Raw genomic sequence first — 20841 nt, 5'->3', positions numbered from 1 at the left:
GTTCTCAGCGTGCCCACGACCGGAGCCGGGCGGCCTCACCCCGGGCGGGTGAGAGCGGCCTCGTCCGGGGCGGGGTCCGCCGCGGCGGCGGCCACCGCCACGAGTGCCAGTACGACGATGACCAGGACGGCGACGAGCACGACCGCGCCGACCGTGGGGTGGTTCCAGAGCAGGAGGGCCACCGCGCCCGCGCCGAGGACGACGCCGGTGGTCCAGCGGGGGTGGGCCGCCAGCCGGCCTCCGGTCCGCCCGGTGCTCACGCCGGCGCGCCGCAGCGACCGCCCGGCCGCCGTGGTTCCGCGCCGGGCCAGGGCCCGCACCCACCGGGCGACCCGCCCGGGGCCGTAGAGATAGGCGGCGAGGGCGGTGGCCAGGAAGATCACGAGCAGGGTGCGCGTACTGTCGCGCAGGAAGCGCAGGAAGGTGTCGAAGACGGCCGCGGCGGCGTCGGGCGGCAGGGTCGCGGCAGGTACGGCGTCCAGGTAGACGCGGCGGACCACGGCCAGCGCGACGAGCAGCACGCCCATCATCACGCTGATGCCGAGGGCCGTGATCAGCAGCATCGCCCGGTGGCCGGGCGCGGTCCACACGGCGAGGGCGGCGAGGGCGATCGTGATGACGGGCAGCCAGGTGCCGAGGATGTTCAGCAGCCGCATGCCGTCCTGGGCCTTGCCCAGTTCGTCGGTGTGGAACAGGGTGATCGTGCGGTCGCTGTCGGGGATGGCGGCGGCCTTGTCGAAGCCCGCGTCGACGAGACGCTCCCGCACCTGGTCGACGACGGCGCCGACGTCGAGCTGGATCGTGTCGCCGGTGGCGCGCAGGGCGCCCTCCCGTTCGCCGGTGAGCATGTGCACCACGGCCGCGTGTGCCCGCCGGTTCGCGCCCTCCCAGACCTGCTGGAAGAACTCGCTGGTGATGACGCGGGTGACGTTGCGCTCCACGACGGTGTGGACCACGGAGCGCAGCGGGCCGTCCAGGGCTCCGGCGCCGGCCACGACCTGGGGCGGCGCGCCGTTGTCGGCGAGCACCTTGGTGAGGGCGTCCGTCACCGCCTTGACGTCCACGTTCTTGACGACCTCGTCGGTCAGGCGCTCGATCACGACGTGCTGGATCGCCGGGTCGGACGCCAGGGGAGCAACCGTCTCGACGTAGCGGTCGGTGTCGGCGACGGTGTCCTCCACCCAGGCCGCGACGACGGCGAGGGGCGCGAGCAGCAGGGTCACCACGAGCAGAAGAGCGGCACCCGCCTTGCGCAACCGCCGATGCCGCACCCCGGCATGCCGCCGCAACCGCTCATACTCCTCCCGCTCCGCAGCACTGAACACATGCCACCCGGCCCCGGCCACCCCACCAGCCCCGGCCGACCCCGCCCCGGCCTCACCCGGTCCAACGCCACCGCCCGGCCCGGCCTCACTCGGCCCAACGCCACCGCCCGGCCCGGCCCCGCCCGGTCCAACGCCACCGCCCCGCCCGGTCTCATCACCCCGTCCGGGTCCGCCGCTCGGCGTGGCGCCATTGTCCGAGCCGGTTGCGTCTTTCGGGTCGGTGCTGTCGGGCGGGTCGGAGTTCGGTGGTACGGGGTCGTTGTCCGGGGACATGGGTCCTCCTCGGGGTGTGCGGGAGGTTCAGGCGGCGCCCGTGGTCGGTGCGCCGGAGCCCGTGAGGCCCGCCCGGCGCAGGGCGGCCCGCCAGGCGAGGGCGACCGTCGCCTCCGCCAGGCCGAGCAGGACGAGCCACAGGCCGAGCAGCCGGGTCAGTGCCGTGGCCGACTCGGTCGGCAGGGCCAGCACCACGATCCCGGCGACGACGCCGAGCACCGCCACGCCGAGGACGAAGCCCCGGTGGGGCAGGTTCTTCGCGGCGAGCGCGGTGTAGAGCGTGAGGATCCCGGTCGACAGCCAGACGATCCCCACGATCAGCGAGAGCGCGGTGATGGTCTGCAGGGGGTGCCGCAGGCACAGGACGCCGGCCAGGACGTACAGCAGCGCGAGGAGCAGCCCGGGCACCCGCTCGCCCGGCTCTTCCCGGGCGAAGACGTCGACGAACCGGAACGCCCCGATCGCGAGCAGATACAGCCCGAGCAGGACCGCGATGACATGCAGGGTCCCGTCCGGCCAGACCAGGAGGATGACGCCGGGCACAAGCGTGGCCAGCGCCGAACCGAGGATCCACTTCCAGGACCGGCCGACCCTCCCCAGCGCCTCCGCCGGGTCACCCATCAGCCCGGCAGTCTCCCCGCCGGACATCCGGTCCCGCTCCGCCTCCCCCACCCCACGGTCCACCCCACCGGCAACTCCACTCGCCCCACCGCCCACACCGTCCGCCGCCACGGGCCTCGCCCCGGCCCCACCAGGCATGGAGTCGTTGGCCCCGGAACGCGGCGCCGGACCAGGAGACTCGGTCATGGCTCCTCCTCGGTCATCACTCCGCCTCGGTCATCACTTCTCCTCGCGGCCGGGCGGGCCGCTCCGCCCCGCCGGTACACGACGGCGTGCGGGCACCTCACCGGCCCAGCGTCCCGCCCCACCCCGCGCCTCGGATCACCCCCGGCGGGTGATCCCCGCGCATCGCACGGCCGAGGAGGGTGGACGGTACGCCGGGCCGCCGGTTCAGGAGGTGTGTGTCATGACCAGTGCGAGCGCATCCACGGCGCCACCGACGGTGGCCGAAAGGGCGGCGCTCGGCCGCGCGGCGCGCAAGCGCGCCTCCCGGTCCTGCCACGGCTGGTTCGAGTCGGACGCGGACGCCGACCGGACCGACCCCATCGAGGTGATTGAGCGTCAGTCGGCCACCCGGATACCGGAGTTGGTGCCGATCCGCTACGGCCGCATGCTCGAATCCCCGTTCCGCTTCTACCGGGGCGCGGCGGCCATCATGGCGTCGGATCTCGGCCCCCTCCCCAACACCGGTCTGACCGTGCAGCTCTGCGGCGACGCCCATCTGCTCAACTTCCGGCTGCTGGCCTCGCCCGAACGCCATCTCGTCTTCGACATCAACGACTTCGACGAGACCCTGGCCGGCCCGTTCGAATGGGATGTGAAACGGCTGGCGGCCAGCTTCGTGATCGCGAGCCGGGCCAACGGCTTCTCGACCGAGGAGCAGGACAGGGCGGTACGGACGTGCGTGAAGACGTACCGGCACCGCATGCGCGAGTTCGCCGGCATGCGCACCCTGGACATCTGGTACGCCCAGGACGACGTGGACCGGCTGCGCGAGCTGATGGCCTCGTCGATGGACGAGGAGAGCCGGCGCCGTACGGCCGAGGCGACCGCGAAGGCCCGTACGCGCACCCATCTCCAGGCCTTCGAGAAACTGACCCGGGTCACGGCCGAGGGCCGGCTGATCGCCCCCGATCCCCCGCTGATCACCCCGCTCCGGGACCTGCTGGCGGACTCCTCCGTCGAAAGCCAGGAGAAAGAGCTGCGCAACGTGCTGGACCAGTACGTACGGACCCTGTCGTCCGAGCGCCGGCATCTGCTGCGCCACTACCACGTGGTCGACATGGCCCGGAAGGTGGTGGGCGTCGGCAGCGTCGGCACTCGCTGCTGGATCGTGCTGCTGCTCGGCCGGGACGACAGCGACCCGCTGCTGCTCCAGGCCAAGGAGGCGCAGCCGTCCGTCCTCTCCGCCCAACTCGGCGGCGACAGCTACGACAACCAGGGCCGCCGGGTGGTGTCCGGGCAGCGACTGATGCAGACGACCAGTGACATCTTCCTGGGCTGGACCCATGTCCTCGGTCTGGATGGCCGCGAACGTGACTTCTACGTACGGCAGTTGCGTGACTGGAAGGGCATCGCGCGCCCCGAGACCATGGATCCGGGCCTGCTGCGGCTCTTCGCCCGGTTGTGCGGCGCCGGCCTGGCGCGCGCCCACGCCCGTTCCGGCGATCCCATCGCCATCGCCGCGTACCTGGGCGGCAGCGACCGCTTCGATCGCGCGCTCGCCGAGTTCGCGCAGTCCTACGCCGACCGGAACGACCGGGACTTCGAGGCGCTGGGCGTGGCCGCGCACACGGGCCGGATCCACGCCGAAAGCCTCTGAGTCGCCCCAGGCCACCTCTCTACCCCAGGCCGCCCCTCTACGAGGACACCCCCGCGGCCCCGGCTCACTCCGGCAGTTGCCGCATCTCCAGGACGCGCAGGCCCAGGGACTGGCAGCGGGCCAGCAGCCCGTACAGATGTGCCTCGTCGACGACGTGCCCGAACAGGACGGTGTGGCCGGACATCACCACATGGTCCAGTTCGGGGAAGGCACTGGTCAGCGCCTTCGACAGCTTTCCGTCGACGCGGATCTCGTAGCGCATGAGTGGTGTGCCCCCATGGCCGGGTACGGGCGGGCTGCGCCCCTTCTCTGCGATCGTCCGTCCTGGGGCACCGGCCTGGCCTCACCCCCGGAAGGTGAGTAGCCCCCCGCATGGTGAGTCGACGGCGGTCAATGGGTCAGGTAGAGCTTGAGGGCGACGATCAGGAGGCCGAGCAGCAGGTTCACCGAGGCCGTGACGGCCACCATGCCCCGCGGGGCGTGGGCCCGGCGGGCCGCGGCCACCGACCAGCCCACCTGTCCCGCCACGGCCACGGCGAGCGCGAGCCAGAGGGAGCCCTGCACATCGAGGCCGAGGAGCGGGCTGGCCGCGACGGCGGCGGCCGGCGGGACGGCGGCCTTGACGATCGGCCACTCGTCGCGGCACACCTCCAGCACGATCCGGCGGTCCGGGGAACGCCGCGCCAGCCGGGCGCCGAACAGTTGGGCGTGCACATGCGCGATCCAGAACACCAGACCGGTGAGCAGCAGCAGAAGGACGATCTCCAGACGGGGGTAGGCCCCCGGGGCCCCGGCTCCGATGATCACGGAGGAGGCGAGCATGGATCCGTAGACGCCGCCGGTGTAGTCGGTACGGGCCCGTCGCTCCACGGCGCGCCCGTCCCGGGACTCGGCTCGCCCTGACGTGGCCATCGTCTCCGCCTCCTCTCAACCCCGACCGACCCGACCGGCCGACCCTGACCGACCGACCCGGCCGCCCCCGCCCTCAGTGCTCCGCGCGGCGCGGCGCGGCCGGTGCGCCGGTGCCGGGCGACTTGAACGGGTCCGCGCCGCCCGGTGGTGTCGGACCGTCCGTCCGGGCGCCCGGCAGTCGTGGGGTGACCAGGAACGCGGCGAGGGTGATGCCGCCGGTGGCGAGGATGGCCGCCTTCAGGCCGTCCAGCTGGGCCGAGGCGTAGGAGTCGGCGAGGGCGTCGACCTCCGACGGTGGCAGCCCGGCCCGCTCGGCGGCCGTACGCACCTGATCCGTGGGGACGAAGCTGATCCCGGCCTGGAGCGCGACACTCGTCTGCTGCTTGGCCTCCTGCGACAGCGCCGGGTCGTCGTCGACCTGCGCGGTGAAGGCATGGGCCAGGGCGCCGATGAGCAGCGATCCGATGAGCGCGGTGCCGAGGGCGGACCCCAGGTTCTGGGCCGTGAACTGCAGTCCGCCGACCTCGCTGCGTTCCTCTTCTCCCACGCTGGACTGCACCACGTTCCCCAGTTGCGAGGCGAGCAGCCCCATCCCGACGCCGAGCAGTGCCATGGCCAGCGCGAACTGGGTGTCGTCGATGACGGGGTCGATGGTGGCCAGCAGCCACACGATGGCCCCGGCCAGGGTCACCAGGGCCAGCCGCACCACGCGGCGCGGTCCGGCCCGTCGGCCCAGCCGGGCGGCGAGCAGGGAAGTGACCAGCATGGTGACGGAGACGGGGAGCAGCCGCAGTCCGGTCTGGAAGGCGTTGAAGCCCTGCACGACCTGGAGGTAGAGCGGGATGGTGAAGAACAGCCCGAGCAGGATCAGGTTCTGACTGAGCAGGGCCAGCAGTCCGGATCGCAGCGGGGGCCGGTGCAGGAGGTCCAGGTGGACCAGGGGTTCGGTGCCATGGGCCGCCCGTCGGTGCTCCCAGCGCGTGAAGGCGGCCAGGACGAGCACCCCGGCGCCGATGACGAACAGGGTCGGTGCGAAGCCCATGACGGTGAAGGGCGGGTTGCGGGGCTGCACCCAGCCCCAGCTACTGCTCTGCAGCACACCGAACACGCCCAGCCCGAGGCCCGCCGCCGACAGCACGGCGCCGACGGCGTCCATCGGGGGGCGGGGCCCGGTCCGGGGCGCTTCGGTGATCGCCCGGCGGAAACACAGCATGGCCAGGACGACCACGACCTCGCCGGCGAAGACGAGCCGCCAGGTGAGGTACGTCGTCACCCAGCCGCCCAGCAGCGGGCCGACGGCGATCCCGGCCCCGGCCAACCCGCCGATGACGCCGTAGGCGACGGCCCGGTCCCGGCCCCGGTAGGACTCGGCGACGAGGGCGGCCATGGCCGGGAGCACCATCGCGGCGCCGAGTCCCTCGATGACCGACCAGCCGAGGGCGAGGACCCACAGAGTGGGCGCGACGGCGGTCAGGGCCGAACCGGTGCCGTAGACCACCAGCCCGAGGAAGAAGAGCCGGCGGCGGCCGAGGATGTCGCCGAACCTGCCTCCGATGATCATGAAGGCGGCCATGACCAGCGCGTACAGCGTGATGACGGCCTGGATGGCGGTGACCTCGGTGTCGAAGTCCTCGACCAGCTGGCTGATCGAGACGTTCATGACGGACGTGTCCAGAACCATCAGGAACTGCGCCGTCCCGAGCACGATCAGAGCCCGCCACCGCTTCACGGCATCCACCTCGCCGAGTCGGCCCGGGACGCCGACGGGCGCCACCCGAGCAGCGCCCGTAACCGACCGGCCGCCACCCTCCATCCCAGCTCAGAACCCCTACTGCCGCCTCACCCGCCACGGGCGAGGCGACGCCTCACAGGCCCGATGACGACGATCCGCCGGACCGACGGGCCCGTCGCGACGACGGCAACCCACGCATCCGGCGCACCACCTCAGAATCGGCCACGATCAGCCCCGGGGAGAATCTGGGGAGTTCCGACCGCAATCCCTCAGATCCTGGGCCTGCCCGCGGTTCAGTCGGCGCATCCGGATCGCGTTCAGGAGGGCCTTCTCATCGACTTTCTTCCTCCGCACCGCTGTGTCGGCCAGCCCGGTTCTTCAGAGGAGCACTCGATCGGAGCCGGTGTCCGCGAGGAGTCGTGTGGTCTGCGGGGACGGGTAGTGCAGTCGCAGGGACGTGTGGGTCTCGGCGGCGTGCCGCGACGCGTCGAGGAAGACGCGCAGGCCGCTGGTGTCGCAGAGGCCGACGGTGGTCAGGTCGACGTCGATGGTGGTGATGCCGTCATACAGGCACCGCTCCAGGGCGGTCCGCACCTGGGGCGCGGTGACCGGGTCGATCTCGCCGGCCAGGGTGATCAGTGCGCGCGTGCCCCGGTCGTGCCGGTAGATGTTCAGCTGCGGAAGAGTCATGATGCCTCGGTTCGTAGGCCCCGGCCGCCACTCGCAGATTCGACGGCCTGGTGGAAACCGGCTGGTCACCTGTGGTGAGTGGTAGGGCTGCGTCGGCGGCGCGGCGGGAAGCGGCCACGGCCCCCGTCGCGGTGGTCCCGTCGCTCGCCGGAGGTCGGCGACTGGGACCGGCCGGGTTCCACGGGTGGTAGTGGCGTGCCGCGTCCGCGGCGGCCGGGCAGGGGGGCGCTGTAGCGGTGCACGGCGATTCTTTCGGCGTGCTGGATGTTGAGCCGGTGGATCACGTATGCCGCCGCTGCGATGAGGACGATGAAGGCGGCGGCCGTCAGGAAGGCGTTCATGGCGGCCGCCTCACATACCGACGATCAGGCGACTGGGCCGACTGGCTCGACTGGGCGGACCGGGCTGGTGCGGGACGGCCGCGGAGGCGCCGCCCTCGTATTCCCATGCCTCGTCCGGGTCCAGTGGCTCGTCGGTCGCGGCGACGCCGTGCCGGGCCTCGTCCGCGGCGATGAGCGCGCTCGCGGTCAGGGGCGGGCCGTCGCAGTGGGACGCGGCAGCCATCAGCCGGGCCGCCGACTCCGCTCCGGTTTCGGGCGGGATGATCAGCAGGTCCCAGCGGCCGGTGCCGTAGGAGAGCAGCAGCAGCTTGTGCGGGTCGATTTCCGGGGTGAACCAGCCGATCTTGACGTTGTGGCCGTCCACGGGAATCCGGCGCGGGATGACCGGCCAGTACTTCGGGTTGACGGCGATGCGGGTGATGCGGCCCCACAAGGGGTCCAACACGTCGGTCAGCGCGGGCAGTTCACTCAGCAGATCCCGGGAGCGGGGCCACCAGGCACCGTCCAGGAGGCCACGGGAGGCGCCGTCCGTCTTCAAGGCGAGACGTGCGGCCGGGGTTGCGACGGGCTCGGGGTGCGGCAGGGTTGGGTTCAAGGTCGCCGACATGATGCGGACCCGTCTCCGGGCCACCTCTGCGGCGGCCCGGGTTTCATCTTTCGCCGAGAACGACCCGGCGTGGAAGCCGGTGTGCGAAATGCCCTCGGTACTGTCGACACTACTCCGCGCTCGCCCGCGACGCGGAGTAGTGGCCGCCTAGATGTGGAGCAGTCTCTGGGTGATCTCCCGGTACTGCCTCAGTGCGTGCCGAAGTTCTTCGGACTGTGCGTTGGGGTTCTGTTCCTGCCAGCCCGCGCGCAGGAGACGCCGTCGTTCCGCGAGGGCGTTCACGAGCTGTGCGGTGGCTTGGTCATAGGCGCTCTCGGCCTCTTCCAGCGCCTCGAACGGGGTGTCGGCGAAGGTGTTGAGGGCGTGCCGGAGGCGCTGGACGATCTTGTCCTGTTCGCCCGACGGGAGCAGCGGCTCCGGGCTCGGGCTGCGGCGTCCGGCCGTGCCCGAAGTCTGGCCGACGGACTGCCGGGCGCGTGTCTGGTCGTACATCATCGGGAGCCACTTCCGTTCCGCCTGAAGGCGTCCTTGGTCTTCTCCACGGCCTGTTCCAGGCTTCCGGAGACGCGGTCGTTCCTGCCTCGGCGCTCCAGTCGCGTGTTGCGGGTGACCCGGCCGAGCTCTTGCGTCATCCTGCCCTTCATCGTCTGCGCCTGGTTGCTGATGCTCCGTGCAACGGTCATGACCGGCCTCGCTGTTGTCCGGTGAGTGGGTTCTCGCGGGGACCGGGCGAGGCGGAAGGGCGGAAGGCTTCGCCGTCTGTTCCGCAGGTGCATGACCCGGCACCCTGCGGCCTTTCCGCCTCCGGCGACGGTCCGTGTCAACGCGGTGGCCACGCGATCCGGGCCGCCTCGTTACGGCCGGAGCGGCGGCGCATATGGCCGCATCTCCGCCGCCAGCCGGTCGGGCCGTCCGGTGTCGGCGTCGGCCGATGTGGAGGAGGCGTCGACCAGTTCCGCCGTCATGAGAGCGGTCGCGGTCGACTGCGGGGCGGTGCTCGCGCTCGCCGCGGCCATCAGCCGGGCGGCCGATGGGGCGCTGACCTCCGGAGGTATCACCAGGAGGTCCCAGCGGCCCGACGTTCCGGACAGCAGCAGGATCTTGTGCGGGTCCAGCTCCGTGGTGAACCAACCGATCTTCACCACATGGCCGTTGACGAAAATCCGTTGCGGGATGACCGGCCAGGAGCGGGGGTTGACGGCGATACGGGTGATCCGCCCCCACAGCGGGTCCAGTACGTCGGCCAGCACGGGCAGTTCGTCGCTCAGGTCACGGGAGCGGGGCCACCAGGCGCCGTCCAGCTCGACCTGCCCCGGGGAGGGGCCCACGGGTTTGAGGGCAAGGCGTGCGGACGGGGCCCTGAAGGGCACGGCGCGCGGCGAGGGATGGTCGGTGATGGCGGACATCGTGCGAACCCGTCTCCGAACCCCTGCGCGTGAGCAGTTGCCCGGTGCCGTTGCTCACCAGGAACGACACCGGTATCGGGGCCGGTGCGCGAAGTGCTCCCGATGGGTTCACGCTACTCCCCGAAGCGGCCGAACGGACCGCTTCCGGAGATACCCTCACTTCCGGCGGCCGTCCTTGCCCGAGGAGCGGCTGGTCTCCAGCCAGAAACGCGCCGGTTCTGCCGCGCTGGTGGTGTCCACGGTGAGCTCGAGGCGGGGTCCCTCCCTCGAAGACTTGACGCCGGTCAGCCGAGGTGGCCGTCGTGCCAGTCCGGTGCCGACGCCGGGATGACCGTGCTGTCGAAGGCGCCGGAGATGACCTGTGCCGCGAGTTCGGACAGGCGCAGGTGAGCCAGGACAGTGACCACGGCGGTCACCTCCCCACGATGCTCTGCTGAATTCCGACGCTTCCAGGCGGGGACGCATGGGGCTGTTCCTCCATTGACCGTACGGTCCGTTCGGCCTACCCGGGGAGTACGCTGAAACCACCGAAGATATTTCGCGCACCGGCTTCCACGCCGTGTCGTTTTCGGCGATCGAATATGCCGGGCCGGTTGCGGCCGGCCCGGGGCAGGGTCCGCGTCATGACCGCGACCATCTCCCCCTCGCCGACGCTCGAAGCCGTTGACCGGTCCTCCTCGTCCTCGCCCCGTCTGTCACTGGCTCCCGTGGGTTCCGCACCGGCCCTGCTGGACGGCACCTGGTGGCCCCGCTGCCGCGATCTCGGGGCGGAACTCCCCTCCCTGACAGCCGTACTGGACCCGTTGTGGGGGCGGATCACCCGGGTCACGATCAATCCCACCCACTGGCCGGTCGTCCCGGCCAAGGTGCCGGTCGCCGGGCACGTGGTGAACGTGGGCTGGTTCTTGTCCGAGCAGGACCCGCACGAACTGCTGCTGCTCTCCTACCGCATGGGCCGCTGGAACCTCTTGGTACTCCCGCCGCAGACCACTCCCGTCACAGCCGCCTGGCTGATGGCCGCCGCGAGCGACCCACTGGGTACGTCGACCGCGAGTTGGTTGATGGAGGAGGCGGCGCGCCTGCGGATGGTGTCCGAGACCGACCGGGCCGTGGAAGCGGTCTGGGACTCCGAAGGAGGACATGAAGCCCGCGAGCCGGCCCCAGGCCCACGGATCCCGGCCGCCCCCGCCCCGCTGCCGCATCAGCCGACGGGGTGGTGAGGACCGTGGAGATATTCGTGACCGTGGTCGTGATCCTGGCGATGATCGCTCTTGGGGTGCTCCTCATCCACTTGCTCAACGCCCAGCACGGCGATCGCAGCGCAGCCTTCCACTACGGCCGCTCCGGAATGCCTGCCCCGGGACCGGCTCGGTCGGTTCCCCGCAGGACGTCACGGCCGGACGAGGACGAGCGGCACCGGCGACGGGTGCGGCTCCGCACGCAGCGCCGCACCCGTCAGAGGGCGGGGTGAGCCCATGGCTCCGGCAGGCTCTTCCGGACCGTCACTGAACTGATCACACGGACCGAACCGACAGCACAGCCCGCAGCCCGAGACCCAGGCCGCAGCACCGCACAGGACGGGGTTTTCGCGTGTCCCGTGCCCGAATCACCCGGGCTGCTCCGGCCCGGGGTCCGCGCCCCTCCAGGACACGATGCCCGCCGGGCACGGACCTTCCGTCCGATCCTATGGCGCATCCCCGGACCCCCGATCCGCCACCGCGTTCGCGAACTCGGGCTGGCGGACCGGCCATCCACCCACCACCGCGCAGCCCCACATCGGCGGAACGCCGCGAGGACCGGGCCCGTCCCTGCCACGCGGCACTCTCCGACAGACACTCCGAACCGAGGAGCCATGCCCCTTCCCCGGCTGAACGTCCACCGGCACGACCTCAACACCCGCGCCCTGATCACCCTCGCAGGAGAGATCGACCTGAACACCGCCCCGCTCCTCAGCGCCGCACTGGCCACATGCGCGCGCGACGGCATCCGCACCACCGACGTCGATCTCACGGCGGTCACCTTCTGCGACGTCAGCGGACTCAACGCCTTCCTCGCGGCATCCCGGCACGCCACCGAGGCCGGAACGACCCTCCAACTGCACTATCCGCCGCCGGCCATGGCCCGCATCATCGAGATCACCGGCTCCGGCTTCCTGCTCCCCGAACTCCACGCCGCTCGGCCACCATCACATCGGGTTCTCGTCACCGCGGGCGGTGCGCCGTGACGGCCCCGCTCTCCCCGAAGTCGCCACAAGGAGAGGGAAGCACCCGGACTCCCGCCCACGCGCTACGTCTGCGCCGGCTGAACCGCTGGCAGACCGAAACCCTGCGAGAAGACCTGGCAGATCTGTACGTGGAGTCCACTCGGGCACAACCAGGCCAGGAGTACCGGGGCCGGGAGGCGTTTCTGCGGCGGCTCACCCGCGACATCCGGCAGCTCGGATTCTCTCTGCTGATCGCGGAGGACATGACCTTCGCCGGATGCGCCTACGGCTTCCCCGTTCCACGCCAGGGGACATGGTGGAGGGGGTTCGACGGGCCCCTTCCGCAGAGCGTCGAACAGCTCACCGCGTCCGGACACGTCTTCGCCCTCACCGAGATCGTGGTGCACCCGCACACGGACGACCAGGGCCTCGCCCGCAGACTCCAGGAACGGCTGCTCGCCGACCACCATGCCTCGCTCGGGGCGACGCTGGTCGCCCAGACCGATGCCCCGGCCTGCGACGCGTTCCTGTCGTGGGGATGGCAGGACATCGGGACGATTCGCCGAGCACCGGACCCCACCGCCCTGCGGCCGTCGGACCCCGAGTTACTGCGGGCCCTGGTCCTGCCCATCGGCCCACGCACGGCCGCTCGCCCGGACGGCCTCGCCCACGACAACCGCACCCAACGACCCGGCTGACGACCACCATGTTGCCGGTTCAGGAGACCTACGTGCAGATCCGGACCCGGCAAGCCCGTCGGTTTGGACTGAAGGATCTACCGCTCGCTGAACAGAGCGTCGTGATCCATCTGACGGTCCGGCGCGCTCGCTGTCCAGAACTGGATACCGCGGCCGAACATGTCGGCGGCTTCGGCGAGATCCTGGCTCACCGGCTGGGCCACACGCTCCCCGCATGGATCGAAGCCGTCAGTGCCAGCCAGCTGCCCGGTCTCAAGGCGCCGTGAACCGCATCAAGAAGATCAAGAGGCAGCTCTACGGCCGTGCCGGATTCGAATTGCTCCGCAAGCTGATCCTGCTCCAATAGCGTCGCGCCCAGACTCTGCAGCCAACCCTGGTCACGTCAGCGAGTGTGGTGGGCCGAGGAGATCACCGCGAGGCCGCAGATTCCGTCGAGACCGCGAAGGACAGAATGTCGGAGAGACCGCCCTTAGACCAGGCCGAGGAGCGACTCCAACATGAGCTGAGCCGTGGACAGCAGCCCCTCGCCGAACTGGACTTGGACGAGGTGTGGCTCAGGTTCGTGCGCTTCGGCTCCCAGCGCTTCGACACCGCGGACACGCCGGACGCCGATGGCCTTCTCTTCCAGTACGGGACTCACGCCTTCGAGGGACCGCCCGTCTTCACGCTGGACCTGGCCCGGCAGTTCGAGATCAACGACGCTTCCGGCGAGCATGATCATCACATCCAGCTCCACTGCGAACTTCGCTACGAGCCCGTCCCCCAACTTCGGGCGCTGGGGCACTTCGAGACCTGGTTCTTCCACGACACAGACGACGAACTCGACGCCTGGGCCGACAGCCTTGGCCGCCAGGAATTCTGGCCGATCGTCCGCAACTTCCACCCCCAGGAAATCCGGGTCTACCAAGAGCAGGCGTGATCACAGCCGCGAAGCGAGGGTGAGGTCGGTGGTGGGTCAGTAGGGTTGGGCGTGCGGAGGTTGCGGCACGGGCGGGGAGCTTGCCATGTTGTGTGGGTCGCGGGCCGGGTTCGGTCTGGAGTTCCACGTCGAACAGGACCCGGGGCTGCTGTGCGTCGATGTCTTCGTCGGCGGGCTTCATGTGAACACGTGGGACAACGCGTTCTACCCGCCCCTCCTGGTCAAGAAGCTCAAGGACGAGCTCGCTCGCTTCCGTACGCCGACCCCGCCGCCGGTGGACCTCACCTCGCCGTCCGAGTCCTTTCGCACGGCCGAGAGTTGGATGTACGACGACGCCGGCACCGAGGCCGAGCCCGGGGCGGCGCTCGCGCGATGGGAGTTCCTGGAGTGGGGGGAGTGCACCGACGAGGTGACAGCGTTCGCGTTCCCTGACGGGGACCGGGTGCACCTCGCCTGTCGGCTGCGTGAGGGAGGCGGCGCCGCCTCGGACACTGGGGCCCGGCACGAGCCCACGGTGGTGTCGCTGCACCGGACGGTCCTCGTCGAGACGCTGGAGCGCGGCCTCGCCATCGCCGAACGTGAGTGGGCCGCCCGGAAGTCCACGCGTTGATCAGGCCTTCGTCGGCCATGCCTCGCGGTCCAGCAGATCCAGGACAAGTGCCGCGATGTTCCACGCGTCGTCCTCGCCCCGGTGATGGCGTCCCTCGAGCGGCAGTCCGGCGATCCGCAGCGCCTGGCTCATGCCGGGCTTCCTGCGCAGCCCGTACGCCGCGGTGAACACGGCCTTGGCATTGGTGTGCGTGCGCTCCGTCGGATAGCCGAACGGGTAGGCCACGCCGTCGGCCTGACTCTGCCGAGCGAACTGCCGACGGTCGTACTCGCCCCAGCTCGCCCAGGGCCGCTCCCCCGCCCCGTACTCCTCGACGAGGATCCGGCATGCCTCGGCGAAGGTGACGCCCCGTTCCACCTCGGCCTGCGTCAGGCCGGTCAGTTCCGTGCAGAAGTCGCTCACCGCCGATCGGACGGGGCGGACCAGGACACGGTGCCGGGACACACGGCACCGTGCCGACACGTCCACGACGGTGAGACCGATCTCGATGATCTCGTTCACCGAGCCGGGCGGTGGTTGTCCGTCCCAGCAGGTAGCCTCCACATCGATGACGTTGAGCAGGGCAGGTTCGTGGCGCATGGGGACGAGGGTAGGGATGCGCGCCCTGTTCCGGCACCTCGATTTCCTGTCGCGCTACCGTTGCGCGTCGTCCCCACGAGAGCACCGGGAGAGCGCATGACCGACTCGGCTACGGCCCGCGTGACCTTGCTGGTGTTGTACTCGCCCCGGCTTGAGGAATGCCGGCGCTTCTATCAGGACCTCGGCCTGGACTTCACCGCGGAGCGACACGGCCAGGGTCCCGAGCACCATGCCGCCGTCCTGGGCGACGGTACGGTCTTCGAGCTCTACCCGGCCCGTCCGGACCGGCGGACGGACGCGCTGCGTCTGGGCCTGGCCGTGGACGGCGCGAGGGCCACTCCCCCGCTCGCCCGGGGGCGCCATCTGCTCACCGACCCGGACGGCCGCACCGTCGAGGTCCACGTCACCTGAACACCGCGGCCGTTGGACGGATCGTGTGGGAAGCAGGCGCCGGTCCTAAATTCCGTTGACGGGCGCGTCGGCCGGCCCGGACGATCAAGCGCGTGTCTGCCGCCCTGGCGCCGCTGCGCCACCGCCCGTTCCGTCACCTCTTCATCGGTACGACGGCCAACCTGCTCGGCAACGGAGTGGCGCCGATCGCCCTGGCGTTCGCCGTCCTCGACGCCACCGGCTCGGTCGGCTCGCTCGGGTTGGTGGTCGGCGCCCACTCCCTCACCAGCATCCTCTTCCTGCTGTTCGGCGGGGTGTTGGCGGACCGGCTGCCGCGCGGCCCGCTGCTGGTCGGCAGCAGTGCGGTCTGCGGCCTGAGCCAGGCGGTGATCGCCGTCCTGGTCCTCACCCACAACGCCGCCATCCCCCTGCTCATGGTGCTCGCCGCAGTCTCCGGCGCGTCAGGTTCCTGCTATCAGCCCGCCGCCCAGGCCTTGTTGCCGCAGACCGTGCCGGCCGAGTCCCGCCGCGCGGCCCTCGCGCTCTCCCGCATCGCGGCCAGCAGCGCGGTGGTCGTGGGTGCCTCGCTCGGCGGCGTACTGGTCGCCGCGATCGGCCCGGGCTGGGGCCTGGCCGTCGACGCGCTCAGCTTCGCGCTCGCCGCCACGTCCTTCGCGCTGGTCCGCGTCCAGGCCGCGCCGCCCCCGCCCAGCCCCGGTGTGGTGCATGAACTGCGCGTCGGCTGGCTGGAGTTCACCTCCCGTAGCTGGGTGTGGGTGATCGTGGTGTGCTTCTGCTTCCTCAACGCCGGCCTCACCGCCTCGTTCACCGTCCTCGGCCCGGCCGTCGCCGACAGCACCGGGATCGGCCGCAGCGGCTGGGGCCTGGCCCTCGCCGCGGGCTCGCTGGGCGCGGTCGCCGGCGGCGTACTGTCGCTGAGATGGCGGCCCCGGCGCGCGATCCTGGTCGGCTGCGCGCTGATGGGCCTGACGGCGACGATCCCGCTGCTGCTCGCGCTCGCCCCCTACACCTGGCTGCTGGTCGTGGCCAACTTCGTGGCGGGCGTGGGCGGTGAACAGGCCGGCGTCGCCTGGTACTCGACCCTCAACGAGCAGATCCCCGAGGACCGTCTCGCCCGCGTCTACGCCTATGACGACCTCGGCTCCTACCTCGCGCTCCCGCTCGCCCAGTTCGCCGCCGGATCCGCCGTGCTCCTCCTCGGCCTCCAGGCCACCCTCTACGCGGCTGCCGCGCTCATCCTCCTCGCCACTCTGGTCATGGTCGCCACCCCCTCCATCCGCGCGCCGGCTCCGGCCACCGCGCGGCCGCTGCCCGCCGCGGAGTGCCTCACGCCCCGTACGGTGGAGCCATGAGCGATCACTCCGACACGGCTGTCGTGCCCGTCCAGGCCTATGAACCCCCTTAGAGGTCGTTTCTTTTGGTGTGCATGAGGGCTGGCTGCTGGTGAGTGGTGGGTGTGGCCGTGGCTGGTGTCACTGCGTGTGTGGGAAGGCTGTTCCAGCCAGAGTCTTTGCGGCGAGGCGTACAGCGTTCTCCCAGGCCCGGACCTCTTCGGGGGACATGAAGTCGAGGTGGTACTCCAGGCCCACGGCCGCCACGAACTCCCGCTCAGGATCTGTCAACGCCTCGATCCCCTGCCAGACTCGATCTGCGGCCATCTTCGGTGACAAGGCACCGGCGGTCAGCTCTGTCGCCATGTGATGCAGGAGGCAGCGTTCAGCGGTCTCGCAGTCCGGGATCTGGATCCCGAGCTCGTCCATGGTGTGCCCGAAGAGCTGGCGGATCTCTGCTGGGTGCTCGCGCCGGGAACGGCCGGCCAGGTCGCGCAGTGAAGGAGAGTCGTGGCCGGCAGCCAGTAGGTGGGCCGCCAACATGGGCAGGTCTTCCTCGCAGATGAGGTTCGCCGCGTACTTCCAGGCGATGGTGGCTGGCTCGTCCATGAGCGAATCCTGACCGAGGGGAACACCTCTGACCAGTGAGTTATCGGATCCGTGTGAGGCGCCGATTGCCGATGAGGAGGGCAGCGATGCCCACGAAGGCCAGGAAGTGCTCGGGCTTGCGCTCGTAGCGGCGGTGGAGACGGCGGCAGCCTGCCAGCCAGGACACCGTTCGCTCGACCACCCATCGGTGGCGGCCGAGTCGTTGTGAGGATTCGATGCGTTTGCGGGCGATGCGGTGGCGTATGCCGCGGCTGCGGAGCCATCGGCGCAGGTGGTCGTAGTCGTACCCCTTGTCGCCATGGAGTTTCCCAGGTCGCCTGCGACGCGGGCCCCGGCGGGACCGGATCGGCGGTATGCCTCGTACGAGCGGCACCAGGCCCTGACTGTCGTGCAGGTTGGCTGCGGAGATGCCCAGGGACAGGGGCAGTCCTTTTCGGTCGGTGATCAGGTGGATCTTCGATCCCGGCTTGCCGCGATCGGTCGGATTCGGTCCCGTCAGTAGCCCCCTTTTGCGGCCCTGACGCTTACCGAGTCGATTGCACATCGGGACCAGTCCAGCTCACCGAGCGCGCCGAGTTCGTCGAGGATGACGCGGTGCAGCCTGGCCCAGACGCGGGCACGGCTCCACTGCGCGAAGCGCCGGTAGACCGTGGGCCACGCCGGGCCGAAGACCGGCGGGAGTTGCCGCCAGGTGCAGCCCGACGTGGCCACGAAGATGATCGCCGCCAACGTCTCGCGGTCGCCCGCCCGTCGTCGGCCCCCGCCCTGGGGACGTATGACCTCCGTAGGAGGTACCACCCGGCGAAACAGCTCCCACAACTCGTCCGGTACCAGCCGCTGGACCAGGTCTGCCATGCACTGACCAACGACCACCCCAGGCCAAAAGAAACGGTGTCTTACTACGCGGCTGTGTTCACCACGGTGCGCACCCAGGAACAGGACGGCTACGCCGAGACGAACGCGCGCATGGAGGAGTTGGTGAAGGACATCCCCGGATACCTGGGGATGGACCATGCGCAGACCCCCGGCGGGATCGGCATCACGGTCAGCTACTTCCGTGACGCCGACGCGCTGACGCGGTGGCGTGACGACCTGGAGCACCGCGCGGCGCAGAAGCGCGGGCGGGCCGAGTGGTACCAGAGCTACACGCTGCATGTGGCGAAAGTGGAGCGGAGCAGCGGATTCACGCGAGCGGAGGTCGCGCAGGGCCCGACGGCGGGCTGACCGGGACGGAGGGGGTCAGCGGGCGGGGGCAGCGAGAACCTCCGCGAGGTCTTCGGCCGACTCGGGCGTGAGGCGGTAGAACCCCTGGAGACTGACCGCCCGCTGCAGCCGGCCGTCCACCACGTATTTGAGACCCCTGGTCTGTTCTCGGCGGTTGCGCCAGGTCAGTCGGCCCAGGAGGTCGCCGGGTATCGCCATGTCGAAGCGCACGGGCGTGGCGTCCACGTGCACGGCCTCGGCGCCGCAGCCGCCCGCGCCGAGCGCCGCCCAGTCGTGGTGTCCGGGGAAACCCGGGTCCCGCCAGGTCGCCGGAGCGGCGCCGCAGCAGCCGCGTCGCTCCCTGTCGACCACGCGCATCCGGCTCACCACCAGCACCTCGCCCCGGTTCACGTGCAGCGCGTACACCTCGTCCCCGGGGCGGGCGCCCGACCAGGCGGGCAGCGAGGAATGGACGCCGCTGAAGGCGACGGGCGGGCGCTCACCCTCGCGCCCCGCGGCGCGCAGGGCACGGCATGTGTCATGGGTCCACAGGACCGTGAAGGCATCGGACATGCCGAGATCCTACGAACGGGCACTGACACCGCCGGCCGCCTCCCGCGCGATCTGGTCGAACTGGGCACCCATCGCCTCGGACAGGGCCTGGGCCGCGGAGAGCGGGCGGACCATCACCGTGAACTCGTCGATCTTCCCCTGGTCGTCGAAGTGCAGGAAGTCGCAGCCCTGGAGCTGCTTGCCGGCGACGGTCGCGGTGAAGACGAAGGCGTGGTCGCGCCCGTCGGGGTCGGCTATCTCGCGGACGTAGGTGAAGTCCTCGAAGACCCGGGACACACCGCGCAGGATCGCGGCGGTCATCGCCTTGCCCGGGTACGGCTTGAACACGACCGGGCTGGTGAAGACGACGTCGTCGGCCAGCAGGGCGGCGACGGCCTCCATGTCACCGTTCTCCACAGCCTCACGGAAGGCGTGCATGAACCCACCTCTCACAGATAGTCATATACAAGAAATTGATTAGGTGAGGAGGAGAGTAACAGCACTGCTAGCGTGTGCTCATGGCTTTGCGGAACGCGGTGATGGCCGCGCTGTTGGAGGGCGAGGCGTCCGGATACGACCTCGCGAAGGCGTTCGACGCGACGGTCGCCAACTTCTGGATGTCGACTCCCCAGCAGCTCTACCGGGAGCTGGAACGCATGGAGGCCGAAGGGCTGGTCACGGCCCGCGTCGTCGAGCAGGAGCGCCGGCCCAACAAGCGGCTGTTCTCGCTGACCCGGGCCGGGCGCGAGGCCGTGCACGCCTACACCGCCGAGCCGCCCGGGAAGCCGGAGGTGATCCGGGACGAGCTGATGGTCAAGGTGCAGTGCGTGGACGTCGGCGACAGCGAGGCGGTGCGGGCCGCCGTCGCCCAGCGCATGGAGTGGGCCACCGCCAAGCTCGCCCGCTACGAGAGGCTGCGCCAGCGCCTCCTCGACGGGCGCTCGGAGGAGGCGTACTTCGCCGAGGCCGAACGCGTCGGACCGTACCTCACGCTGCTGCGCGGGATGGCTCTGGAGCGGGAGAACCTCCAGTGGGGGGACATGGCCCTGCGCAGACTCGACCAGCGCGCGGCCGCCGCACGCTCACGCTCCTAGCGAGGCCGTGGCCGCACACCCGGCGAGGCCGTGGCCGTACGCCTAGCGCGCGGGCGCGGTCACCGGCAGGAGGGTCGGTCTCTTCGCCCGGCGGCCGTCGCCGGAGGAGCGGCCGCGCAGGCGGCGGCCGATCCAGGGGCCGAGGAAGGCACCGGCCCAGCGCACCTCGGCGCCCACGGCCCGCCAGGCGGCGGCGTCCGTCCCCTCGGCCGGCAGCGGGAGCGTCCAGGTGTCGTCACTGCCGGGCAGGTCGAGCGCCTGGGCCACGGCGGCCGCGATACGCGCGTGCCCCAGCGGACCCGCGTGCAGCCGGTCCGCGCTCCACAGCCGTGGATCGGTCACGACGGGGTGCGCGGCCGTCTCCGCGACCACCACTCCGTGGCGGGCGGCGGCCTCCCGTACGCGATCGTTGAGCGCGAGTACCCGGCGGCCGATCGGGCGGGCCAGCGGGGTGATGCGCCCCACGTCGGGGGCGGTGAGGGTCACGACCGTGGCGCCCTGAGCGGTGAGAGCCGCGAACATCGCCTCCAGATGGCCGGCCACCTCGTCGAGGTCGACGCGCGGGCGCAGCACGTCGTTGACCCCGGCGACGACGGTGGCGAGGTCCGGCCGCATCGCGAGTGCCGGGGCCAGTTGTTCAGCGCGCACCTCTGCGGCCTTGCGGCCGCGTATCGCGAGGTTGGCGTAGCGCAGGCCGGGGCGGTGACGGTCGAGCAGCTCGGCGAGCCGGTCCGCCCAGCCCCGCAGACCGCTTTCGTCGTCACCGTCCCCGAGCCCCTCGGTCTGACTGTCGCCCAGGGCGACATAGCGCAGATACGCACCGCTCGGCACGGACCGACCGCCTCTCGTCGACGCCGACCGCTCGTGGCGTCGGCGGTTCGTCGTCTTGTTGGTCAACGATGC

The 20841-nt window shown here is 70.9% G+C and carries 30 protein-coding genes; 12 read left to right on the top strand and 18 right to left on the bottom strand.

The window, feature by feature from the left end; genetic code table 11:
- Positions 1-35: 35 nt before the first annotated feature.
- Entirely contained in the window at positions 36-1325 is a 1290-nt protein-coding gene (locus PUR53_RS39385; protein WP_329902207.1) for a hypothetical protein, read from the bottom strand.
- Positions 1326-1625: 300 nt separating this feature from the next.
- Entirely contained in the window at positions 1626-2405 is a 780-nt protein-coding gene (locus tag PUR53_RS39380) for an HdeD family acid-resistance protein (protein ID WP_443078345.1), read from the bottom strand.
- A 220-nt stretch (positions 2406-2625) separates the two neighbouring features.
- Between PUR53_RS39380 and PUR53_RS39375 the strand changes: the two genes are divergently transcribed.
- Entirely contained in the window at positions 2626-4041 is a 1416-nt protein-coding gene (locus PUR53_RS39375) for a DUF2252 domain-containing protein (RefSeq protein WP_329911549.1), read from the top strand.
- A 64-nt stretch (positions 4042-4105) separates the two neighbouring features.
- Here the strand turns inward: PUR53_RS39375 and PUR53_RS39370 are convergent, their stop codons facing one another.
- The 10 genes from PUR53_RS39370 to PUR53_RS39325 form a co-directional block, all read right to left on the bottom strand.
- The gene (locus tag PUR53_RS39370; RefSeq protein ID WP_329902209.1) at positions 4106-4303 is read right to left on the bottom strand and encodes a hypothetical protein; all 198 of its coding nucleotides are present in this window, start codon (positions 4301-4303) and stop codon (positions 4106-4108) included.
- Positions 4304-4431: 128 nt separating this feature from the next.
- On the bottom strand, positions 4432-4953 hold the full coding sequence (locus tag PUR53_RS39365) for a hypothetical protein (RefSeq protein WP_329911547.1): 522 nt from the start codon (positions 4951-4953) through the stop codon (positions 4432-4434).
- 73 nt (positions 4954-5026) lie between these two features.
- Entirely contained in the window at positions 5027-6682 is a 1656-nt protein-coding gene (locus PUR53_RS39360; protein WP_329902216.1) for an MFS transporter, read from the bottom strand.
- 381 nt (positions 6683-7063) lie between these two features.
- Positions 7064-7375: an STAS domain-containing protein gene (locus PUR53_RS39355; RefSeq protein WP_329896525.1), complete on the bottom strand. Its 312-nt coding sequence runs from the start codon at positions 7373-7375 to the stop codon at positions 7064-7066.
- Between the two features lie 65 nt (positions 7376-7440).
- Complete coding sequence (locus PUR53_RS39350; protein ID WP_329896526.1) at positions 7441-7716, bottom strand: hypothetical protein; 276 nt, start codon at positions 7714-7716, stop codon at positions 7441-7443.
- 10 nt (positions 7717-7726) lie between these two features.
- Positions 7727-8323, bottom strand: a complete 597-nt coding sequence (locus tag PUR53_RS39345) for a DUF5994 family protein (protein ID WP_329896527.1) — start codon at positions 8321-8323, stop codon at positions 7727-7729.
- A gap of 147 nt (positions 8324-8470) precedes the next feature.
- Positions 8471-8818, bottom strand: coding sequence for a hypothetical protein (locus PUR53_RS39340; RefSeq protein WP_329911545.1), 348 nt, complete (start codon positions 8816-8818; stop codon positions 8471-8473).
- On the bottom strand, positions 8815-9006 hold the full coding sequence (locus PUR53_RS39335) for a CsbD family protein (RefSeq protein ID WP_329896529.1): 192 nt from the start codon (positions 9004-9006) through the stop codon (positions 8815-8817). Before PUR53_RS39335 ends, PUR53_RS39340 begins: the two co-directional genes overlap by 4 nt.
- A 171-nt stretch (positions 9007-9177) precedes the next feature.
- Positions 9178-9729, bottom strand: coding sequence for a DUF5994 family protein (locus PUR53_RS39330; protein WP_329911543.1), 552 nt, complete (start codon positions 9727-9729; stop codon positions 9178-9180).
- 284 nt (positions 9730-10013) lie between these two features.
- Positions 10014-10145 (bottom strand): hypothetical protein, encoded by a 132-nt coding sequence (locus PUR53_RS39325; protein WP_329896531.1) that lies wholly within the window; start codon positions 10143-10145, stop codon positions 10014-10016.
- Between the two features lie 207 nt (positions 10146-10352).
- On the opposite strand from PUR53_RS39325, the gene PUR53_RS39320 reads away from it, so the two are divergent.
- From PUR53_RS39320 to PUR53_RS39290, 7 genes are all read left to right on the top strand, one after another.
- Positions 10353-10949: a DUF5994 family protein gene (locus PUR53_RS39320; protein WP_329911541.1), complete on the top strand. Its 597-nt coding sequence runs from the start codon at positions 10353-10355 to the stop codon at positions 10947-10949.
- Positions 10950-10954: 5 nt separating this feature from the next.
- Positions 10955-11200: a hypothetical protein gene (locus tag PUR53_RS39315; RefSeq protein WP_329911540.1), complete on the top strand. Its 246-nt coding sequence runs from the start codon at positions 10955-10957 to the stop codon at positions 11198-11200.
- 381 nt (positions 11201-11581) lie between these two features.
- Positions 11582-11953: an STAS domain-containing protein gene (locus tag PUR53_RS39310; protein ID WP_329896534.1), complete on the top strand. Its 372-nt coding sequence runs from the start codon at positions 11582-11584 to the stop codon at positions 11951-11953.
- Positions 11954-12081: 128 nt separating this feature from the next.
- The gene (locus PUR53_RS39305) at positions 12082-12630 is read left to right on the top strand and encodes a hypothetical protein (RefSeq protein WP_329896535.1); all 549 of its coding nucleotides are present in this window, start codon (positions 12082-12084) and stop codon (positions 12628-12630) included.
- A gap of 32 nt (positions 12631-12662) precedes the next feature.
- The gene (locus tag PUR53_RS39300) at positions 12663-12896 is read left to right on the top strand and encodes a hypothetical protein (protein ID WP_329911539.1); all 234 of its coding nucleotides are present in this window, start codon (positions 12663-12665) and stop codon (positions 12894-12896) included.
- Between the two features lie 185 nt (positions 12897-13081).
- Positions 13082-13549 carry a hypothetical protein gene (locus PUR53_RS39295; protein ID WP_329911538.1) on the top strand — a complete coding sequence of 156 codons (468 nt, stop codon included), beginning with the start codon at positions 13082-13084 and terminating at the stop codon, positions 13547-13549.
- Between the two features lie 85 nt (positions 13550-13634).
- Positions 13635-14159, top strand: coding sequence for a hypothetical protein (locus PUR53_RS39290; RefSeq protein WP_329896538.1), 525 nt, complete (start codon positions 13635-13637; stop codon positions 14157-14159).
- Here the strand turns inward: PUR53_RS39290 and PUR53_RS39285 are convergent, their stop codons facing one another.
- The gene (locus PUR53_RS39285; protein ID WP_329896539.1) at positions 14160-14738 is read right to left on the bottom strand and encodes a 3'-5' exonuclease; all 579 of its coding nucleotides are present in this window, start codon (positions 14736-14738) and stop codon (positions 14160-14162) included.
- A gap of 96 nt (positions 14739-14834) precedes the next feature.
- Here PUR53_RS39285 and PUR53_RS39280 point away from each other — a divergent pair, with 96 nt between their 5' ends.
- Both PUR53_RS39280 and PUR53_RS39275 read left to right on the top strand, forming a co-directional pair.
- Positions 14835-15149, top strand: a complete 315-nt coding sequence (locus tag PUR53_RS39280; RefSeq protein WP_329896540.1) for a VOC family protein — start codon at positions 14835-14837, stop codon at positions 15147-15149.
- 92 nt (positions 15150-15241) lie between these two features.
- A complete protein-coding gene (locus PUR53_RS39275) occupies positions 15242-16501 on the top strand; it encodes an MFS transporter (RefSeq protein WP_329911536.1) in 1260 nt (419 codons plus the stop codon).
- A gap of 120 nt (positions 16502-16621) precedes the next feature.
- On the opposite strand, the gene PUR53_RS39270 is transcribed toward PUR53_RS39275, so the two are convergent.
- Positions 16622-17089: a hypothetical protein gene (locus PUR53_RS39270; protein WP_329911535.1), complete on the bottom strand. Its 468-nt coding sequence runs from the start codon at positions 17087-17089 to the stop codon at positions 16622-16624.
- Between the two features lie 40 nt (positions 17090-17129).
- A protein-coding gene (locus PUR53_RS39265) for an IS5 family transposase (protein ID WP_443080415.1) occupies positions 17130-17944 on the bottom strand; the annotation gives its coding sequence in 2 pieces (ribosomal slippage) (positions 17130-17594 and positions 17597-17944; 813 coding nt in all).
- A 54-nt stretch (positions 17945-17998) separates the two neighbouring features.
- On the opposite strand from PUR53_RS39265, the gene PUR53_RS39260 reads away from it, so the two are divergent.
- Positions 17999-18313 carry an antibiotic biosynthesis monooxygenase family protein gene (locus PUR53_RS39260; protein WP_329911534.1) on the top strand — a complete coding sequence of 105 codons (315 nt, stop codon included), beginning with the start codon at positions 17999-18001 and terminating at the stop codon, positions 18311-18313.
- 15 nt (positions 18314-18328) lie between these two features.
- Here PUR53_RS39260 and PUR53_RS39255 read toward each other — a convergent pair whose 3' ends face one another.
- Together PUR53_RS39255 and PUR53_RS39250 are read right to left on the bottom strand one after the other, a co-directional pair.
- Positions 18329-18865 (bottom strand): hypothetical protein, encoded by a 537-nt coding sequence (locus PUR53_RS39255; protein ID WP_329911533.1) that lies wholly within the window; start codon positions 18863-18865, stop codon positions 18329-18331.
- A 9-nt stretch (positions 18866-18874) separates the two neighbouring features.
- Positions 18875-19282 carry a nuclear transport factor 2 family protein gene (locus PUR53_RS39250; protein WP_329896544.1) on the bottom strand — a complete coding sequence of 136 codons (408 nt, stop codon included), beginning with the start codon at positions 19280-19282 and terminating at the stop codon, positions 18875-18877.
- 80 nt (positions 19283-19362) lie between these two features.
- On the opposite strand from PUR53_RS39250, the gene PUR53_RS39245 reads away from it, so the two are divergent.
- Positions 19363-19938 (top strand): PadR family transcriptional regulator, encoded by a 576-nt coding sequence (locus PUR53_RS39245; protein WP_329896545.1) that lies wholly within the window; start codon positions 19363-19365, stop codon positions 19936-19938.
- A gap of 42 nt (positions 19939-19980) precedes the next feature.
- On the opposite strand, the gene PUR53_RS39240 is transcribed toward PUR53_RS39245, so the two are convergent.
- Positions 19981-20769 carry an SGNH/GDSL hydrolase family protein gene (locus PUR53_RS39240; RefSeq protein ID WP_329896678.1) on the bottom strand — a complete coding sequence of 263 codons (789 nt, stop codon included), beginning with the start codon at positions 20767-20769 and terminating at the stop codon, positions 19981-19983.
- Positions 20770-20841 lie beyond the last annotated feature (72 nt).

This window comes from Streptomyces sp. SP18BB07, from assembly GCF_036322545.1.
Lineage (GTDB): Bacteria > Actinomycetota > Actinomycetes > Streptomycetales > Streptomycetaceae > Streptomyces > Streptomyces deccanensis.
Note: the sequence above shows the minus strand (reverse complement) of the source record. Positions and strands in the feature narration are given on the sequence as shown.